12 protein-coding genes are annotated in these 21,281 nt (G+C 46.1%); 11 read left to right on the top strand and 1 reads right to left on the bottom strand.

Annotation, left to right across the window (positions count from 1 at the left end; all coding sequences use genetic code 11):
• The first annotated feature begins 3 nt into the window (after positions 1–3).
• A complete protein-coding gene (locus KN811_RS13655) occupies positions 4–1,239 on the top strand; it encodes a serpin family protein (RefSeq protein ID WP_187966597.1) in 1,236 nt (411 codons plus the stop codon).
• A 15-nt stretch (positions 1,240–1,254) separates the two neighbouring features.
• On the opposite strand, the gene KN811_RS13650 is transcribed toward KN811_RS13655, so the two are convergent.
• On the bottom strand, positions 1,255–7,692 hold the full coding sequence (locus KN811_RS13650; protein WP_216334853.1) for an alpha-2-macroglobulin family protein: 6,438 nt from the start codon (positions 7,690–7,692) through the stop codon (positions 1,255–1,257).
• 482 nt (positions 7,693–8,174) lie between these two features.
• Here KN811_RS13650 and rplM point away from each other — a divergent pair, with 482 nt between their 5' ends.
• From rplM to KN811_RS13600, 10 genes are all read left to right on the top strand, one after another.
• A complete protein-coding gene (gene rplM, locus KN811_RS13645; protein WP_187963695.1) occupies positions 8,175–8,630 on the top strand; it encodes a 50S ribosomal protein L13 in 456 nt (151 codons plus the stop codon).
• Positions 8,630–9,016, top strand: a complete 387-nt coding sequence (gene rpsI / locus KN811_RS13640; protein WP_187963694.1) for a 30S ribosomal protein S9 — start codon at positions 8,630–8,632, stop codon at positions 9,014–9,016. The genes rplM and rpsI overlap by 1 nt, the downstream gene beginning before the upstream one ends.
• A gap of 193 nt (positions 9,017–9,209) precedes the next feature.
• Positions 9,210–10,061 carry a 30S ribosomal protein S2 gene (gene rpsB / locus KN811_RS13635; protein ID WP_187963693.1) on the top strand — a complete coding sequence of 284 codons (852 nt, stop codon included), beginning with the start codon at positions 9,210–9,212 and terminating at the stop codon, positions 10,059–10,061.
• Between the two features lie 107 nt (positions 10,062–10,168).
• Entirely contained in the window at positions 10,169–10,993 is an 825-nt protein-coding gene (gene tsf, locus KN811_RS13630) for a translation elongation factor Ts (RefSeq protein WP_187963692.1), read from the top strand.
• 241 nt (positions 10,994–11,234) lie between these two features.
• Entirely contained in the window at positions 11,235–11,942 is a 708-nt protein-coding gene (pyrH, locus tag KN811_RS13625) for a UMP kinase (RefSeq protein WP_187963691.1), read from the top strand.
• 40 nt (positions 11,943–11,982) lie between these two features.
• Entirely contained in the window at positions 11,983–12,540 is a 558-nt protein-coding gene (frr, locus tag KN811_RS13620; protein ID WP_187963690.1) for a ribosome recycling factor, read from the top strand.
• A gap of 101 nt (positions 12,541–12,641) precedes the next feature.
• Positions 12,642–15,176: a DUF5686 and carboxypeptidase-like regulatory domain-containing protein gene (locus KN811_RS13615; protein ID WP_187963689.1), complete on the top strand. Its 2,535-nt coding sequence runs from the start codon at positions 12,642–12,644 to the stop codon at positions 15,174–15,176.
• Between the two features lie 197 nt (positions 15,177–15,373).
• Complete coding sequence (locus KN811_RS13610; RefSeq protein ID WP_187963688.1) at positions 15,374–17,755, top strand: efflux RND transporter permease subunit; 2,382 nt, start codon at positions 15,374–15,376, stop codon at positions 17,753–17,755.
• Between the two features lie 971 nt (positions 17,756–18,726).
• Complete coding sequence (gene asnS, locus KN811_RS13605; RefSeq protein ID WP_187963687.1) at positions 18,727–20,160, top strand: asparagine--tRNA ligase; 1,434 nt, start codon at positions 18,727–18,729, stop codon at positions 20,158–20,160.
• 236 nt (positions 20,161–20,396) lie between these two features.
• Positions 20,397–21,161 (top strand): hypothetical protein, encoded by a 765-nt coding sequence (locus KN811_RS13600; protein WP_187963686.1) that lies wholly within the window; start codon positions 20,397–20,399, stop codon positions 21,159–21,161.
• Positions 21,162–21,281: the final 120 nt, after the last annotated feature.

The raw sequence follows: 21,281 nt of genomic DNA, 5'->3' as shown, positions 1-21,281 counted from the left end.
ATTATGAAAAAAGTAGTGATAACCGGCATCGTATTGCCCATACTCCTTTTTTGTGTAGCATGTGACAAAGACCCTTCCACAACCCCCGAAGGCCCCAAGGGTGAGTTGCCCCGCGAACTGAATGCATCTGAGATGAAAATCATAGCGGCCGACCAATCCTTTAGCTATGATATTTTTCGTCGTACCGTAGCGTACGACACCGAAGAAGAAAACCTTATGATCTCCCCGCTCAGCATTTCCACAGCATTGGCCATGACCCTGAACGGAGCAAAAGGACAAACCTTCGAAGACATGCAGGCAAGCCTTTATCTGCATGGCATGAGTATGGATGAGATCAATGACGCTTTTCAATCCCTTGTAAAACTCCTCCTCACGGCCGATCCTGAAGTTAAAATAAAAATCGCCAATTCTGTATGGTACAAAGAAGGCCTGCCCGTGGAAGAAGATTTCGTGCAAAGGTTAAAGAACAAGTATGAAGCCGAAATCACTGGGCTCGATTTTTCCGATCCCGGTGCAAAGGACATCATTAACAAGTGGGTAGCGGAAAACACGGAAGGGTTGATTAAAACCATCATCGACGAAATCCCCGGAAATATGATCATGTACCTGATCAACGCCCTGTATTTTAAAGGTAACTGGCTGACTCAGTTTGACAAAGACGACACACATAAAGCCGATTTCGTCCTGGAATCCGGCGAACGGGTACAGGTGGACATGATGAGCCAGAAAAGCCGTTTTGCCATGTATGCCGATGACGATGTCCGCCTTGTGCAACTGCCGTACGGTGACAGCCTTTTTACCATGAGCGTCCTTATGCCCGGCGACCCGAAAATGCCCATTGACCAGTTCGTTGCCGAAAAAGTTACGCAAGCCAACCTGGCAACGTGGAGGTCGAAACTCCGGGTCTACGGGGATATGGACCTGAAACTCCCAAAATTCGAGCTCGAATACGAACTCAAGTACAACGACATACTGAAAGCCATGGGCATGGAAATCGCTTTTGACGGCCCAGCAGATTTCACAGGGATTGCCCCGCTAGACCTGCTCATCGACGAAGTAAAACACAAGACCTTCATCCGTGTCGACGAAGAGGGGACGGAAGCTGCTGCCGTGACCAGCGTAGGGATCGTTGAAACTTCCCTCCCGCCTTCAGTGGTCATAAATCGTCCTTTTGTCTTTATCATTTATGAACAGGTAAGCGGTGCCAACCTTTTTATGGGTAAGGTAAAAAAGCTATAAAAATCCTTTTCACCTTTATTTTATATCTACCCGCATGCCTTCGGAATGAGCCCCCATTTCAGGAGCATACATACATTGAAGAGAAGTGATCCCATTGGAAAAATTCCCGGCGTTATTGGCTCTCAGGTCGTATTCAAACACGTAAACTCCTTTCGGCATGTGGTCTGCAAAGAAATTGGTGGCGGCATCCCGGGTGCTTTCATAATACCCGAGACTACCCTGCCATTGGTATTTTGAAATGACATTCACAGGCTCAAAACCACTGGCACGCATGTCTTTGATATGTACAAACTCCATATCGCGATCGTTCTTTATCTCGAGGCGTACAGTGACCAGGTCTCCTACTTTTATGGGGGTCCCCTCGGTGATACGTTGTAATTCCGGCCCTTTATCCGTGAGTTTTTTCAGGAAAAGCTCTTTTTTGAAACGGATGCCTGTTTCAGCCGAAGTGATCTTGTCCAGATCCTCGAAATATTGCCAGTACAGGGCACCCCAGGCCACGCCGGGCGAGGTTTTCTTCACTTCTACCGTGCCCATTTCCGGTTTTATCTCATCCTTGTTCCAGGAGGCTTTTACATAGCCGCTTCCCTGCTGACGTTCTTCGAGTTTTTTGAGATCCAGTTTTTCTCCGCCCACACTTACGTCGAGCCCTCCTTCTGTATTTACCCAGTCTTTTCCTGTACTCATCAGGGCAAAAACGGCTTCAGTAGTGGCCTTGGTAGATGTCCAACGGTTGGCCTGCCGGTTTTTGAGCAGCCATACTTTCATCAGTTCCACGCTTTCCGTATCTTTCAGCACCTCGTCAAAGGCTTCAATAAGCAGGGCCTGGGTCTCTATCGGGGCGTTGTACCAGAACCAGCCCGGACGGTTGTCTTTCCAGTACATCCCCATTTCATCACTCTCTACGGCCTGGTCCTTTAAAGACAATAGCAATTCCTTTGCCGGGCCATCTTTGTCAAAACGGTGAAAGACCAGGGAAAGCATGGCCTGATAATAACGGGATTCACTAAACTTTTTCTTCTCAAATTCCTTCAGGAAATAATCGGCCATTTCCTTTCCTTTTTTGCTGAGCGGGTAGTCTTTCAGGAAATAGCTTCGGGCATACATCCAGTACATGCCCTTATAGGTTGAAGGCGGGTATTTTTCATTTTTTTCATACTTGTCCCATTGCTCTTCCATCTCTCCGTCTATAAATTCTATGGCATTTCGGAGAATTAAAGAAGGAGTGATCCGAAAAGCCGGGTTTGTTGACGGGTCCATGTTTTTATCGTAATTGACACCCATGGCCCCGAGATGACCGAAGCCGGAAACAATATGGGTAGTGATATAAAAATTTTCCTGTCCCCCGTCAAACCACGGGAACCCTCCCGATCGCATCTGCTTGCCCTGAAGTTTAAAGAAGGTGGATTGAAATTCGAGTTGCATCTTGTTCAGTTCAAACAACACGGCGATACGTTTCATCTGTTCGCTTTCATCAGTTGCCTGGCGCAACCAGGGTGTTTCCTCCAGCAGCAGGGATTTCAGTTCTTTGTTGGCTTCGAGTCTGGATTTTAGCTGTCCTTTACTGTTCCAGTGGTCAAAAACCGCCTTGATCTTCGGGTTTGAATTGATCAGGTGGTGCGAGATCAGGTTGCCGTACAGCCTGGAAAACACCTGCTCCGAACATTCATAGGGGAACTCCCGCAGGTAGGGCAACGAAAAAACGGCATACCAGACCGGGTTGGTGGTCATTTCGAAAGTGAGCTTAAAATTTTCGAGGGTGGCCGATTTGTTTTCCGCCAGCACTTCGGCTCCGCTCAGCACAAGCTTATCCAGTTTAAATGTCTTTTCCTGCCCTTCCCGGATATGAACGGGCAAGGTTTCGGTGACCAGCATCCGGTTGGTGAGTACCGGCAGGGCAGATTCTTCACCATCGGAATAACCTGTCGAAGTATTCCCGGTTTTGGCCACTACCCGGTACACAATGGCCTGGTGCCCTTCCGGGATTTTTAATGTCCAGGCTATATTGGCACTTTGACCTTCTGAAGCGGTAAACTCCCTGTTATTATCCGTATTGTCGAAAGCCGCATCCACCGGGTTCATCGTAAAAGCGTCGAAAAGCTGTAATTGTGCATTTCCCGATAGTGGTTTTCCGGACAGATTTGTCACTTTGGCCTGAAATTCAACTTCATCTCCTTCCCTTAAAAATCTCGGCGGATTGGGGATGATCATCAGTTCTTTTTGTGTCCGGACACTGGCCTGGTAATTGACCGTTTGTAATCCGGGCGTATGCGCCAGGGCCATGAACTTCCACTCCGTAAGGCTTTCGGGAGTAGTAAAACTGATCTTTACACTACCTTCCCTGTCCGTTTTGAGGTGCGGGAAGAAGAATGCGGTTTCCTGGAGGGCTCTCCGGGGTTGTACTTCCATAGCTTCATCAATTTCACCTTCCCCGGGAGCAGAAGGCGCCGGCTCAGACTCTATCCCGGGCCCTCCCAATTCTACATTACTGTACTGATCTGCTACAGGACTTTCCGCCATGGCCATTAGTCTTGACTCACCATACCCGGTAATCACCACTTCATCCAGAATAGCAAGGTCTTCTTCCATGACCACATTAAAAATCCTGGTTCCGGAAGTAACAGCGATTGTTCGCCTTTCCCTACCTATATAATTGAATACCAAAACATCGCCCGGAACAGCCTCGATAGTGTATATGCCATCAAAGTCTGTTACAATGCCCGTTGTAGTCCCCTGTATCATTACATTGACACCGGGCAAGGGATCTCCTTCTTCATCGATAACAGCACCTCCTATATATCGTTTATCCTTTTTTATTTTCTCTTCGACTTCTTGTGTTTTCTCCTTTAATATCTTTTCTAAATTAAAACGGATATTCAATCGATGTACATAGCTATTCTGTGCATTCCTCCCGTTAATATCAAACCCGAACCAGTTAACGCGGTCGAACAAGGGGCTTCCGATACTTCCGGGCAGTGACAGGTTTTTTCGAAAAATACGGGAAAACCTTGTTGTCCCATACGCCATATTGAGGTTCCAGTTACGATATCCGGACGACCTTGACAGCAGATGGTAAGGCGACCAGTTGATATTGTGCGGTTTAAACTGGTCGAGTGAAGCATCGTACATCGTTGCAAGCACCTCCGCACCTTCCGTAGCAAATTTTGCCAGAAAAGCATCTTTGCCCTCTCCGCTGATGGTCAGTTCCCAGTTCTCTTCATCTCCGGGCCGCAGCTTGTCCCGCATGGTTCCGGCCGTGACCTTCAATTTATTCTCTTCAAACGGTACGGCTATGGTTACGCTTCCCTGCCGGGCCGTATTGTATTTTCCGAAATAATAATGTACATATACATTTCCGCGATAACTTTCCTTTACGGGAAAGGAAAAGACACCGACGTCGTTGTTTATTTCCAGTTCCTCCCTCTTTACGATCTCACCGTCGTATTCCAGCTCGGCAATGACCGTGGCATTCGGGGCAGCACTGGCAAAAGTCACCTTCGCCTCATCTCCGGGATTATAACTCTCCTTGTCTGCCATCACCGAAAAAAGTTCATTGTTCACAGGATGTTTTTTCTCCTTTTTATAGAGGTATACCAGCTTTTCTGCAGGGATCGTATCCTGTCCGTCCAGAATATGTCCTTTTAACAGATAATAACCTTCTTTCCATTTTCTTCTGGGCTTTACCCTGATCTTATTTTCTTTTTCAGTATCGAAGTTCACGGCAATCACCGGGTCTTCTTGTGGCCAGTTCTCCTTCTTATCCTCTTTCGCATAAGGGTCATGAGGAAACATTTTCACAAATGCTGCCCTGTCGTAGAGTTTGTAATCTCCATCCTGCAGGGGATTTTCACGCAACACCCTGTCTGGCGGAACGATCCTGGCAAGCGTTAACTTTCCTTTTGCCGGGGCGAACTGTCCGTTGAGATTTTCGGTATGAAGGGTGATATTTTTTAACGCCTCCCATTCTACACGGGAAGGGATATCCAGCCCAAGCGTATAACGCAGGTCACCTACCGTAATGCTCTGGCTGCCTGACCGGGTTTCCCCGTTGATATCGGTAATATCGGTTTCTATGATATAGGTATAGGTACGGGGTTCCTTTTCCTTTTTTACGGAAGCAGGACGGGACGGTGTTTTTGCTTCAAACGGAATTTTAAAATTTCCTTTCGCATCGGTCATTGTTTCCCCGTGAGTGATCTCTTCTCTCGGTTCCTGCCTTATGCTCTGCCTTCTCCACCAGGGAAGATAAGGATAGATTGGCTTACGGTATACGCGGTATGTTACCTTAGCGTTATCTATACTGGCACCGGAGTAGGCCTGTGCTTTTCCATGAGCGGTTATTTCTTCATCCAGGCGGAAAATTTCTTTAATGGTATCAAATATGACTTCAAAACGGGGACGTTTGTATTCTTCCACACTAAAGGTATACCTGTTATAGGGATCGTCCTTCAGGATATAAATTCCTGTAATCCCTCCCGTTGGCAGGACAAACTCTCCCGAAACGGACCCGAAACGGTTTGTGGTCAGTTCCAATGTTCCCAGGATATTCTTATTAAGATCGGACAACTCAATATTGAGCTTCTCCTTTTCGACCACTTCTTTTCTGCCATCGGGATATTGTTTATAGCGAATTGCTTTAAAATAGACGGTCTGCCCGGGACGGTAAATGGACCGGTCTGTAAAAAACCGGGTGTGATGGGTGGTTTGCCTCTCGTAATCCACCCCGGAATAATAACCGGAGTGGTTATAAAAAACATCTTCTCCCTTTATACGGTAATACTGTTGTGACCTCCCCTGTTTATCGAAAGCGGCAACGGATTTCCCCGAAGCATCGGTAGTAAGCGTCTTTACCATGTTTAATTTTTTGGAGTCCCTCTCATAAACTTCCACGGTCTTCCCCGCTTCGGGATGCCCGCTTTGACGCCCGGTAACCAGCACTTCCTTCCCGTTGCTCACTATGGTATAGTCTGTTACATTGACGAGTTGCGACTGCAAGGCAAACCCTTCACTTTCTACCTTAAAATCCGGGGTATTCGCCGCAAGTACAATATAACTTCCCGGAGGCAATGCTTCCAGGGCAACAGTAGTGGTATGGTCCTGGTAATCGTCAAATGATCTCAGGGAAATACTAAATTCTTTTTCCAGCGGATATTTTTCCTGCATTTCATCCAGCACTTTTTGCCGGTCCTCATCTTTGGCATAACGGATCTTGTCTGTAGGATTTCCGAAAAAATCATTGAGGTTCGGATGATACCGAAGTACCCTAAAATAAATGTGCTCCAGGTTTTTATGTGTTACCGACATAGGATTGTACTGCCCGGATGGGACATAGGATTCCACCCGGATGGAAAAAGTTCTGGAAAGTATGTCCTGCCGGAGCTGTATGGCCTCTCTTACGGCATGGGTCTTTGCGTAGTCTTTTTCGATTTTAGCTACCAGGGCCAGGGCATTGTCACACCATTTCTTTTTCGCCTGAAGGTCATCCGTGTCTTCCCGGTCTTCCTGCTCCCGGTAAAAACGGGCCAGCTCCAGCAACACTTCCCCGTTATACCATGCAGAGGGAGCAGTCCGGGAAAGTTTTTCGAGTTTGTTTATATATTTCTCCGCAGTATATTCCTCTTTTCGGGCCTTGAGGATCTCCAATTCGTTATAAAGCTGTGCATTGACATGGCCCTTTTCCCTGTGAAAGTCCGCAAGGTCCCGGAGCAGGCCCAGAACTTTTTCCTTTCTTGGGCCTGCTTCGTCTTCGGTAATAAACCTGTTAAAGAAAATTTCCGGTTGGTCCCGGAAAAACCCGATAGCCCTATATACCAGGAGATCATATAATGCGGGCCGGAGTTCTCTTCCCCGGGCATGCTGCGATTTCAACCCTTCGTTTTTATCTTCTTTCTGCCTGTTATAAACATACCTCCATTCCCGGTTTTCCAGAATATTATCCCATTTTTCAATAGTCTGCGCCTTCAACTCCCCGGCATTTTCCAGGGACCGGAGATACAACGCGGTGATCCGTTCGTCAAAAATATTTTCACTCCAGAACCGGAAATCCTCCGTTGTGGCCTCTTTCACACGGGCGCGCTCCTCGATAATCCACCTGTTGCCCTGGTAATAACTATACAGTGTTTCGGCCAGCATGGATTGCAGGATATTTTTTTCCGGACCCGAAGCGGAAGCGATCTCTGCTTCAAAATCGCGGATCGCCTGTAATTGTTCTTCACCGCCATCGTCAGTGATCACCACTATTTTTCCCCGATAGAGTACGGCACGGATGCGCTGGGTGGCATTCCCTTCTCTTTTTGCTGCTTTATAAATCTTGTTCACGGCCGGAAGGAGGCTTTTGAGCTTCCCTTCCCTCTCCTGCTTTTCAATCTTTTTCCATTCCCTGTCATAGGGAAACTGCTGGGCACTTATTACGGTATAAGTTAAAAAAACTGCAAAGAATAGATATGTTCTCATATTAACCAGGTGTTTATAGCGTACATTTAAAACCGCTCTTTATAAAAATACGGCTTTTATTTTACAAAGTATTTCGTGTATAAAGAGCTTTTCCCTATCTTCCCTTCCACGCAGGAAAATAGGAAAACTCCGGAAACAAATTTAAAGGTCTGGAAAGTCTGAAACAATTTTCAAGGGCATACACAGCAACTACGGCCCCCAAAAAAACATCTACAAAGCATCTACAAAATCAAAATCCACAGGCATTTTTCCGATTCGAAGTGCTCAACAGGCCGGAAAAATCAGCGCTTACAAAAACCCGCATAACTCCTCTACGGGGCACCGTACGATTATCGTATTAAAGTGCCATTAGTAGCCACATGAAAACCAAACGATTACCTACTCCCAAATAATAATATCCCGGTGTTTGTTATTACAATTTATAGTTGTACATTTGCACCCCATTTATTGGGAATGGAATGTTTAATTTTAAATAAATTAGTGTGAACACGTTAAGCTACAAAACCATCTCGGCCAACAAGGCTACTGTAGATAAACAGTGGGTACTCGTTGATGCCGAAGGACAGACGTTGGGACGTCTTGCCTCTAAAGTGGCCAAGCTCCTGAGAGGTAAGTACAAACCCAATTACACCCCGCATGTGGATTGTGGAGACAATGTTGTTATTATCAACGCAGAAAAGATCCAGTTAACCGGCAACAAGTGGGAAGCCAAGCAATACATCCGTCATACGGGTTATCCGGGCGGACAGCGATCGCTCAATGCCAGGGAACTCTATGAAAAGGACCCTGCCCGCCTGATCGAAAAGTCCGTTAAAGGGATGCTCCCCAAGAACAGACTGGGCGCTGCATTGTTTCGCAACCTGAAAGTATACACAGGTGCAGAACACAATCAGGAAGCGCAAAAACCTACTGCAATTAACTTAAACGAGCTGAAGTAATGGAAGTAATTCACAAAATCGGCAGAAGAAAAACTGCGGTTGCACGTGTTTATGTTTCCCAGGGAAGCGGAAACATCACCGTCAACAAAAAAGATCTTAACACTTATTTTCCCACTCCTACTTTACAGTACAAGGTAAAACAACCTTTGAACCTCACCAGTACGGCAGATAACTTTGACATTAAAGTGAACGTATATGGAGGAGGCAGCACAGGACAGGCAGAAGCCGTACGCCTGGCGATCTCCAGGGCACTTTGTGAAGTAGACGCGGAAAACAGGATAACCCTTAAACCGGAAGGTTTGCTGACTAGGGACCCGAGAATGGTAGAACGCAAGAAATACGGACAGAAAAAAGCCCGTAAGAAATTCCAGTTCTCCAAGCGTTAATTTTTATCCGGATATTTTATATCCGAAACCTTTTGTTTTCACCGGAACCGGTTTTACGGGGACGGTATTAAAAATAATCAAGTTGTTGTTGTCCCGGGGCAACCGGGAAATTAGTTTAGCATCCAAATGATAGAGGCCTCCTCCGGAGCCACTTTGTCATTGCTAACTCAACGGAACGTAAACTATTACGAAAATGGCAAGTAAAATAGACGTAAAAGACTTATTAGAAGCAGGTGTACACTTCGGACACCTCACCAGAAAATGGAACCCGAACATGGCTCCCTATATCTATATGGAGCGCAATGGCATTCACGTTATTAACCTGTACAAAACAGCAGCCAAGATCGACGAAGCGGGTGAAGCCCTTAAAAAGATCGCAGCTTCCGGCCGAAAAATACTTTTCGTAGCCACCAAGAAACAGGCCAAAGACATCGTTGCCGATAAAGCGAGCGGCGTTAACATGCCCTATATTACCGAAAGATGGCCCGGCGGAATGCTCACCAACTTCGTGACCATCCGTAAAGCCGTAAAAAAAATGACGGCCATCGATAAAATGAAAAAAGACGGCACCTTCAATACCCTTTCCAAAAAAGAACGTTTACAGGTAGACCGTTTAAGAGCCAAACTGGAAAAACAGCTCGGTTCTATTGCAGATATGACCCGTCTTCCGGGAGCATTGTTTATTGTAGATACCATGCGTGAACACATCGCTGTGAAAGAAGCACAGAAATTAAACATTCCAATATTCGCCATGGTGGATACCAACTCTGATCCCCGCGATGTGGACTACGTTATCCCATCTAATGACGACGCTTCCAAATCCATCGAAAAGATCCTGTCTCACGTAACTGCCTCCGTTGCCGAAGGCCTTTCGGAAAGAAAAGCAGAAAGAGCAGAAAAAGACGCAGCCAAAACCAACAAGGAAGCTGCTAAAAATGAAGCTCCTGCCGAACAACCCGAAGCCAAAGAAAAGGTAGAAACCAAGAAGGAAGAGGCAGAGACCGAAAAAAACACAGAAACTGCTGAAAGTAACAAAGAAAATTAAACCTAAAATTAATATTAAGGTGTTGACCGTATAAAACAGGCCCGGTATATTTACCGGTATATAATATGGTCAACCCTTTAATATTACCCAAATAAAACGAGAAAAAAATGGCAAAAATCACAGCCGCTGAAGTTAATAAACTGAGACAAGCTACCGGTGCCGGTATGATGGACTGTAAAAAAGCATTGGTAGAGGCCGAAGGCGATTTTGACAAAGCGATTGAAATACTCCGTAAAAAAGGACAGAAAGTAGCAGCAAAACGCGCAGACAGAACGTCTTCCGAAGGTGCTGTTATTGCTAAGGTAAACGGAGACGCTACCCAGGGTGTTATCGTTTCCCTGAACTGCGAAACCGACTTCGTGGCCAAAAACGAATCTTTTGTAAAACTGGCCAATGACCTGGCCGAACTGGCACTGAACTACACTACCAAGGAAGAACTCCTTAAAGCCGACTACAACGGGATCCCCGTTGAGGACAAGCTCACCGAACAAACCGGTGTTATCGGCGAAAAGATAGAAATCGGAGGTTTTGAAACCATCGAAGCTCCCTTTGTAGGATCTTATATCCATGCCGGAAACAAGATCGCTACGATAGTAGGACTTTCTGCCAAGGCCGATGGCGCTGAAGAAGCTGCAAAGAACGTAGCCATGCAAGCCGCTGCAATGAACCCCATCGCCCTGGACGAGGAAGGCGTGGACCAAACTGTGATCGATAAGGAAATCGAGATCGCCAAAGACCAGCTGCGCACCGAAGGAAAACCGGAAGCCATGCTGGAGAATATTGCCAAAGGTAAATTGAAACGCTTCTTTAAAGACAACACCCTGGTAAACCAGGTATACATCAAAGACAGCAAGCTCAGTGTTTCCGATTATATAAAATCCGTAAACGGAGACCTTACCGTAACAGGATTCAAAAGGGTAGCTTTAGGATAAGCCCCCTTCCTGACCGATATATAAAAAGCCGTACTGGAATTTAGAACTCAGTACGGCTTTTTCATGTCTTGTTTTCCGGTTACCGGTTGCGGGTTGATCCGTTTTCAGCCTCCCAGTCTCCTTTTCTCCCTTTTCCCCTTCCCCCAGTCTCTTTTTCTCCCACCCTCTCCTTCCCTTTTCATTTTTCACTTTCTTAATTTGAGATTATCCTTATATTTGCACACAACTCATCCGAAAAATTATGCAATACAAGAGAATCCTCCTGAAACTAAGTGGCGAGGCATTAATGGGAGAAAGACAATATGGAATAGACCCGAAACGCCTTGCGGAATATGCAGCAGATATCAAAGAAATAGCGGGCAAGGGTGTAGAAGTGGCCATTGTCATCGGAGGTGGGAATATTTTCCGGGGGTTAGCAGGAGCCAGCAACGGCATGGACAGGGTCCAGGGCGACCATATGGGAATGTTGGCTACCGTGATCAACGGACTTGCCCTTCAAAGTGCTCTCGAAGATGTGGGCGTACAGACCAGGCTTCAATCTGCCATTAAGATCAACGAAGTCGCCGAACCTTTTATAAGGCGAAGGGCTATAAGGCACCTGGAAAAAGGAAGAGTGGTTATCTTCGGCGGAGGTACGGGCAACCCCTACTTCACCACCGACTCGGCGGCAGTGCTCCGCGCTATTGAGATCAATGCTAATGTAATACTGAAAGGCACCAGGGTAGACGGAATTTATACTTCCGACCCGGAAAAAGACAAAAGCGCTACCAAATTTGACTTTATTTCCTTTGATGACGTACTGAAAAGAGGACTGAAGGTCATGGACACCACAGCTTTTACCCTTAGCCAGGAAAACGAATTACCCATTATTGTTTTCGATATGAATAAAAAAGGAAACCTTCTCAAGGTGGTTTCCGGTGAAAATGTAGGGACCAAGGTTAACCTCTAACCACCCCGGGAGCATTACAACCAACATAAAATCAATAATCATGAATGAAGAGATCGATTTTATATTAGACAGCGCCAGGGAAGCCATGGACGGTGCCATACTCCACCTGGAAAAGCAGTTTGTTAACATACGGGCCGGTAAAGCCAGCCCATCTATGGTGGGAAGCGTATTTGTAGACTACTACGGTTCGCAGACCCCATTGAACCAGGTAGCCAACATCAACACCCCCGACGGCAGGACCATCTCCATACAGCCCTGGGAAAAGGCCATGTTGCAACCCATAGAAAAAGCCATTATTGTGGCTAATATTGGGTTTACCCCCATGAACAACGGAGAGACCCTCATTATCAATGTACCTCCCCTTACCGAGGAAAGACGACGCGAGCTGGTAAAACAGGCCAAAGGAGAAGCGGAAGATGCCAAGGTAAGCATCCGTGGTGCCCGGCAGGACGCCAATAAGGAAATAAAAAAACTGGAAGACGCATCTGAAGACGTTCGTAAAAACGCCGAAGTAGACATACAGGAACTTACGGATTCCTATATCACTAAAACAGATGATCTTCTGGCCGTAAAAGAAAAAGAGATCATGACGATATAAGTTAAACTTCACATAATTTTTTTTCAATGCCCGCAGATTGTGGGCATTTTTTTTGTAACATTACCGTTTTTAATTCGTTATCGGATAAACATTTGTTCTTAATGAAAAAGCAATTGCTTTCCTTTTTTATTATCCTGCTCCCCTTTTTTTGCTTTTCACAGGAAATCCTTTCCGGGATAGTCCGGGATAAAAATACCGGGGCACCCCTTCCCTTCGCCAATATTCTCACTAATATCGGGAAAGGGGTTATTACCGATGCAGACGGAAAATTTCAGATCGACAATTCCAACGGGGAAGTCCTCTCACTGACCTTCTCTTATATCGGATACCTGGAAAAAACCGTAAAAACAGATTCCGAAAAGAACTTTTACTCCATAACGCTCGATGAAAAACCCGAAAAGCTCCGGGAAGTCGTGGTCACCGGGGGGCAGAATCCCGCCCTGGAGATCATAAAAAAAGCCATGAAAAAGAGGGCGGAAAATGATCCTGAAAAAGTATTGAACAGCTTTAAGTTCCGCACCTATAACAAACTCATCGTTACCGCCAACCCGGATTCCATAAACGGTACGGTCGATTCCCTGTTCAAAAAGACCAACAGGGGGAAAGAATTTGTAAAACTGGACTCCACAAACTACGAATTAAAAAAACAACTCTCCCGCTCCCATCTTTATATGTCAGAAAAGATATCTGAATACGCCTATAACAAACAAAAAGGGAGGAGGGAAACGATTCTGGCCACAAAAATGGCCGGTTTCAAGGAACCGGTTTACGAGATGATCGCCTTACAGATGCAGTCTTTTTCCTTTTATCAGAACAGCTATACGATCCTCGGAACCAATTATCCCAACCCCATAGGGAGCAGGGCCCCGGGCACTTATCATTACCGTATACTCGACACCATCCCCGACCAGCTTAACCAAAGGCCGGCCTACATGATCTACTATTACCCGAAAGAAAAAGGGAAAACCGCCGGTATAGAAGGGGTGCTGTACATCGACAGCGAATCGTATGCACTTCAGAAGGCCGTGGCCCAGCTCAAAGCAGTGATCGACATCAGCGCTTCCCAGACCTTCGAATATTTTCCGGAAAAAAATATCTGGTTTCCATCGTCCAAACAAATCAAGATCACACGTGGCGAAAACAATGAAGGCATTTCCCTCCTGGGGGGATCGATCTCCTTTAACGGGGATGAGAAAAAAGATAAGGACTCCACTTCCATGACGAGTTCACAACAGGATGTATCCAAACTGATGCACTTTATAAGCAGGGAAGAGAACTTTGATATTTCCTTCAATACCCCTGTGGAGATCAAAGGCAGGGGCATAGCCCTCGACATTGACGACAATGCCCACCGGCAAAGCGAAGATTTCTGGAATAACTACCGCAGGGGACCCTTGTCTCTACGGGGAAAAGAAACCTATGTTGTCGTTGACAGCATTTCTGAAGCGAACAAGGTAGAACGAAAACTAAACCTGGCCCGGAAACTGTTAAAAGGATATTATCCGCTGAAGTATGTAGACCTGGACCTGCGCTACCTGCTCAAATACAATAATTATGAAGGGTTCCGCCTGGGGATCGGTGCCATTACCAATACCGACTTTTCCTCGAAGTACAGGTTAAGGGGATACAGCGTTTACGGCACCAAGGACAAAAAGATCAAGTTTGGTATGGGTGCCGCAGCGCGACTGGCAAAAATGACCAATACCTGGATAGGCGTTTCATATATGGATGACCTAATCGAGACCGGAAGCGCCGAATTTATCAACGAAGCGAGGAGTTTTTCCCTGTTTGAACCACGGCTCTTCAACATCACCATGCTCCACAAGACCCGCAAGACCAGTGCTTACCTGGAGCACGACATCACGGCCAAGATCGGCGCCAAATTGCAGGTGAGCCAAAGCAATATTGTACCTACTTATGATTATCGCTTTGTCAACAATGGCACATCTTATTACGATTTTAAACTTACCGAGGCTACACTGGCCTTGCAGTGGACCCCCTTTAGCCGCTATATGCAAACCCGGCACGGCAAGGCCACAATGAAAAACGAATACCCCAACCTCACTTTCCAGGTATCCAGAAGTTTCCGCAACCTGCTTGAAGGTGATTTTGACTTTACAAAACTCGATTTCCGGGCCATGCACCTGATCAAACACCCTAACCGGACGAGTACCAGTTTTCTCGTTAAGGGCGGGCTGGCATACGGTGACATCCCCATCACCCACCTCTATCACGCTTCTCCTAACCAGCCGGAAGGCCATGCCATTTTACAACGGTTTTCCGTAGCAGGGAGGGACAGTTTCGAAACGATGTACTTCAACGAATTCTTCTCGGACCGCTATGCCATGTTTCAGTTAAAGCACCAATCCAATCGCTTTAAGCTGATCGGAAAAATAAGACCGGAGATCGTCCTTATTTCCCGGTTTGCCATCGGGAGCGTTACCCATACGGAAAAACACATTGGTCAGGATTTCAAGTCCCTGAACAAGGGCTATCTCGAAAGCGGATTCGAGCTCAACAAGATATTCAAAGGGTTTGGCCTGAGCACCATGTATCGCTACGGCCCGTACCGTTTACCACATTTTGACGACAATATATCGTTCAAATTCACCTATTACCTGAGCCTCGGGTTTTAGCTTCTCGATACGGGTTTCCAAGTCACTAAAATGACCTGGAAACCCTACTCGAAGTGACGGGGATTATTTAATTATAACCTAATTAGCCGGATCGAATGGTTCGAAACAGGAGAGATGTATCAAACCTGTGTTAACTTCACGCTTCTAACTTCGTACTTCTAACTTCTTTTGTATCTTTGCCGAGTTAAAAAAACAGGATGGTTGCTTGGATCAGTAAAGGCTTTTGGGAAAGGGTTGCGCGAATAATTCTCCGGAACAGGATCTTAATACTCCTCATTATCGTGGGAGTTACGGTTTTTCTGGGTATACAGTGGAAAAACATGCGTTTCACTTATACAGAGGCCAATCTGCTTCCCGATCATCACCCGGTAAATGTCCAGTACAACAAATTCCTGGAAACTTTCGGTGAAGAAGGCAATCTCATTGTCCTTGCCACAAAGGACCCGGCCTTGTTCACCCCCAGAAACTTCAACCTGTGGAACAAACTGAGCAAACAACTCAACGCTTTTCCTGAAGTAGACCTTGTGGTTTCTACCGATAACCTCAAGGAACTGTCGAAGAACACGGAAAAACAGGAATTCGAGTTAAAGCCCTTCCTGGATCATCACCCGGAAACCAAAGCAGCCATAGACACCCTGAAAAATCATCTTTTTCACGAACTTCCCTTCTATGAAAGCCTGCTGTTCAACAAGAAAAACCAGACCATACGCACTGCGGTCTATATCGATAAAGAGATCGTAAACACTCCTGTCCGGAAAGATTTTATTTTCAACGACTTTATCCCCCTTATTGAAAAATTCGAAAACAAGACCGGGTTAAAGGTACATGTGTCGGGCATGCCCTATATCCGGACCCTGAACTCCCAGAATATCATTGATGAGATCGGCGGCTTTATACTGGCTGCACTGGGAGTTACTTCGCTTATTTTCTTTTTCTTTTTCCGATCGTTCCGGGCTACATTTATTTCCATGATCGTAGTGATCATCGGGGTGATGTGGGCATTTGGTATTTTGGGGCTGCTGCACTACGAGATCACTGTGCTTACAGCACTCATTCCCCCGCTTATCATTGTCATCGGGATCCCCAACTGTATTTTCCTGATCAACAAGTACCAGCAGGAAGTAAAAAAACACGGTAACCAGGCCAAATCACTGCAGCGGGTAATTTCAAAGGTGGGTAATGCCACTTTAATGACCAATGCTACAACGGCTATCGGGTTTGCTTCTTTTATCGTTACCGAAAGTAAATTGCTCAAGGAATTCGGGATCGTGGCCTCTATTAACATCCTGGCCATATTTATCCTGTCGCTGTTGATCATCCCTATTATTTACAGCTTCATGTCCCTGCCCAAGAAAAGACACCTGAAGCACCTGAACAAACGGTGGATCGGCGGGTTCGTCAACTGGATGGAGCAAACCGTACGGCACAAACGGATCGAAATATTCGTCTGCTCCCTCATCCTGCTTGTTGCCAGCATTATTGGTATTTACCAGATGAAAATATCCGGCAGTATTATTGAAGACATGCCCAAGAGTGCCGATTTCTTTGATGACATCCGCTTTTTTGAAAAGGAATTCGACGGTATCATGCCCCTGGAGATCATGATCGATACCAGGAGGAAAAACGGGGTGCTCAAATTATCTACCCTGCAAAGAATGGACAAACTGGAAGAACTTATCAGGGAAACCCCCGGGCTTTCCAAGCCCATATCGGTGGTTAACCTCGTTAAATATTCCAAACAGGCTTATTACAACGGGAACCCCACTTATTACCAATTGCCGAGCACCCAGGAAAATCATTTTATCCTTTCCTATGCCAAAAAATCATCAGGCCACACTGACCTATTGCGGAGTTTTATAGATTCTACCGGGCAAATAGCACGTATTACCACCTTTATGAAGGATATGGGAACGGATCAGATGGAAGAGGTCCAGCACCAGCTAAAGACCAATATAGACAAGATATTTTCTAAGGACCGTTATGATGTAAGCATGACGGGTAAGGCCCTGGTTTTTATGAAAGGCACCAAATACCTGGTAAAAAACCTGGTCATTTCCCTTTCCCTGGCCATATTGCTCATTGCCATATTTATGGCCTATATGTTCCGGTCCTTTAAGATGATCATTATATCACTGATACCGAATCTGTTCCCGCTTATCATCACGGCCGGGGTCATGGGTTTCCTGGGTATCCCCATAAAGCCCTCTACCATACTGGTCTTTAGTATTGCATTTGGTATATCGGTAGACGACACCATCCACTTCCTGGCCAAATACCGGCAGGAACTGGTGAGCAATGGCTGGAAGATACGGCGGTCCGTTTTTGCCGCCCTGCGGGAAACCGGGGTAAGCATGTTCTACACCTCTATTGTCCTGTTTTTCGGCTTTTCGGTCTTTATGACTTCGAGTTTCGGAGGGACAGTAGCCCTCGGAGGACTGGTTTCCTCCACACTGCTGTTCGCCATGCTTTCCAACCTTATTCTTCTGCCATCGCTGCTGCTGTCACTGGAAAAAAGCATTGCCAATAAACAGGTGCTCAAAGAACCCAATTTCGACGTTTTGACGGATGAGGATAAATAGTTTGGGAGTTTGTTAGTCGGGGAGTTTCGGAGTTAAAGGAATGGATTGCTTTGGGTTACACTCTCCTGTCCCTTACACACCCCAACCCCTCTCATACTTCGGCCGGGCTCAGTACAAGCGGAGGGTCTTTTAAAGACAGTTACAGCTCTCTTCTTGAGGACAATATCATTTAGTTTGGCTAATTATACCACCCCTTCGGGGTTTATATATTGTCTTACCGTTTCTGATTCTATAATTCTGTGATCCCTTCGGGATCAAAAAAAGCCTGAAAGGCTTAAATATTTATAGCCCCAAAGGCATTAAAGAGATTCTAAACCCCGAAGGGGTGATACATTTATATCCATGACCTTAACTAAATGACATTGCCCTAAAGGGGACCAAAAAGGGGATGTAAACCGAACAGAAGCATCAATATTTCACGGAAAGCCCGGTAATTCAAAATCAAAAAACCTGCCGGAAAATAAACCCCGACCTTTCACGATCGGAGTAGGACCGACAGGCTTTTTTTGGCTTCCCCAAACCTACTTTACCTAAAACAAATAATTCAACTTATTATCTGTACCTCAAAAGTATTGCAGCAGGCCTTGACAGGTAAGGGGAAAAATCCCCTTTTTTAAATTTAAGGCCAGGGAGGAATATACGAGGGCACGGGTGTTCGCGGATACAAGTATACAGGAGGCCTGCAAGCCCGTTTATCTTCTAATTTTATCGCCCGGGCCTGCCTTTATGAATTTTGACATAAGACCTAAGCCATCAAAGTCACTTCAAGGGTTTCGGTATTCTTCAGCTTTAGTTTACCCTGATAATCCCTCCGAAATCTTCAAAAAAACTATGAAAAACACCTATATTTGCCAACTGATATTAACCGCATGCCATACGCTTTTTCACAGCTTACATACCCCTCCGCTCTGATAAAAAGAGACAGGGAAAGTCCGTAGAAAAGTGTATCGTTCAGTAAGAAGATCAAAAAAATGAAGGTTTACAGTGTAAAAGACCTGCTTGTCGAAGACCTGCTATTACAGGAAGTAAGTGTTAAGGGATGGGTAAGAACATTCCGGAGCAATCGCTTTATTGCACTGAATGACGGCTCTACCATACACAACATCCAGTGCGTAGTCGATTTTGAAAAAACACCCGAAGAGGTCCTGAAACGGATCTCCACGGGAGCAGCCCTGCACATAGAGGGCACCCTGGTAGAAAGTTCTGGAAAAGGGCAAAAAGTAGAGATACAGGTAACCCGGCTGGAGGTGCTGGGCGATTCTCATCCTGATGAATATCCTATCCAGCCCAAGAAACACTCTTTGGAGTTTCTCAGGGAAAACGCCCATCTGCGTACCCGGACCAATACCTTTGGTGCCGTAATGCGGGTGCGTTCTACCCTGTCGTTTGCAGTGCACCGGTATTTTCAGAACAACGGTTTTAACTATGTCAACACCCCCATCATCACCGGAAGTGATGCCGAAGGGGCAGGAGAAATGTTCCGCGTAAGTGCACTCGACGCCAAAAACCCACCGTTGAATGAGGATGGCAGCGTTAATTATAAAGAAGATTTTTTCGGCAAGGAGACCAATCTTACCGTATCCGGTCAGTTGGAGGCCGAAACCTATGCCATGTCCCTGGGCAAGGTATATACATTCGGGCCTACATTCCGGGCAGAAAACTCCAATACTTCCAGGCACCTGGCCGAGTTCTGGATGATAGAACCCGAAGTGGCCTTTATGGACCTGGACGGCAACATGGACCTGGCTGAAGATTTTATAAAATACGTTATCCGCTATGTCCTGGAACATTGTAAGGATGACCTGGAATTCCTGGAAAAACGCCTTCTGGACGAAGAAAAGACCAAGCCCCAGAACGAAAGAAGCAGCATGACCCTTACGGAAAAACTCCACTTCGTACTGGACAACAATTTCAAAAGAGTCAGCTATACAGAGGCCATTGACATCCTGAAGAATTCCAAGCCCAATAAAAAGAAAAAGTTCCAGTATATCATTGAGGAATGGGGTGCCGACCTTCAAAGTGAGCACGAACGCTTCCTGGTAGAAAAACATTTTAAATGCCCGGTGATCCTCTTTGATTATCCCGCCAAGATAAAGGCGTTTTATATGCGGCTGAACGACGACGGCAAAACGGTAAGGGCCATGGACATCCTCTTCCCGGGTATTGGCGAGATCGTAGGAGGATCGCAACGGGAAGAACGTTATGATGTGCTACTGGAAAAAGTGAAGACCATGGGTATTGACGAAAAAGAACTCTGGTGGTACCTGGACCTTCGAAAATACGGTACTGCAGTTCACAGTGGTTTTGGACTGGGCTTTGAAAGGCTCGTGCTCTTTGCCACCGGAATGACCAATATACGGGATGTTATTCCCTTTCCGAGAACACCACAGAGTGCGGAGTTTTAAGATCTCACCTGAATTTCCCGGCCCGAAACAATTCGAGCCGGGATTTTTTTTGAAAATTTCCGGCCCTGCTTTCCCAAATGCCTTTTTAAAACTGACATAAGACTGTAACTTACACCTAAAAGACACAAGCAACTTCAGATCCATGTGTCAAGGAATATTTTTGTTTTAAGCATTTTCCTTCCCATCTTGCTATCGGGTTCGTTTTTGTTTATATTTATATTCCCAAATCTTTACTTATGCCATTTTATACTACCCTGTTAAGACCGGTAGCGGTTATACTTACGACAATCGTTTTCATTTCGTGTAGCAGCGATGACGACACTGTTCCCGAACCGGAATACACCCCGGACGAACTATACCATTTATCTGTTACCGATGCCATGGTAGCCGACACATCTGAGATCATCGATACGCTATGGGCTATAAGCCCGGAAAATCCCGGATTGCAATGGAAAAAGATCAATGGCCGGGACTATGTGTTAATGGCCAGTTTTAATAAATATCCGTCCAGCTATCCCGCAGGCGACTCCATTACCAATACCTGGGGAGAGTCTTGGTTATTCATTCCTTCGCAAATGAAAGCCCGGCTAAAAACAGACCTCACACAGGCCTCCGACACCATTATGCGTATCTGCCAGGTATTAGGCCTGCCCCCTGCAAACGAAAACAGCAACACCCATATCAGTACGCTTTGGGTCAACCCGGAAAGCCTCTACCGCCCTGCCGGCGATCCGGACATCCACACCACATCGGCCGGGGCAGCCCTCCGGGACAATGTTACAGCGACCTATGTTTCGTGGTTTAACAACTATATCATTTTTGCCTATTACCGTACCCTCGGATCTGAAAACGACCGCCATTATCCCTGGACACGCCTGGGATATACCTATGATTGGTCTCCCGAAACGGAAGAGGTAGGGTTGAGTGAATTCGTGCTTTCTGCCAATTCCGGTTTCTGGGTGGAAAGCACTGATACAGCCGGTGATTTTTTCAGGAAATGATCCATTCCCCGGAAAGCCCGTCCTTATTGCGGACCATATATAGTACAATTCCCGCTACCGCGCCACCTGCGCAAAACAAAGCAGCACCTATTTATCCTGTTATTGTTCCCGGATTCAAAG

This window comes from Sinomicrobium weinanense, assembly GCF_018863395.1.
GTDB lineage: Bacteria > Bacteroidota > Bacteroidia > Flavobacteriales > Flavobacteriaceae > Sinomicrobium > Sinomicrobium weinanense.
This window is presented reverse-complemented; position numbering and strand designations above follow the sequence as displayed.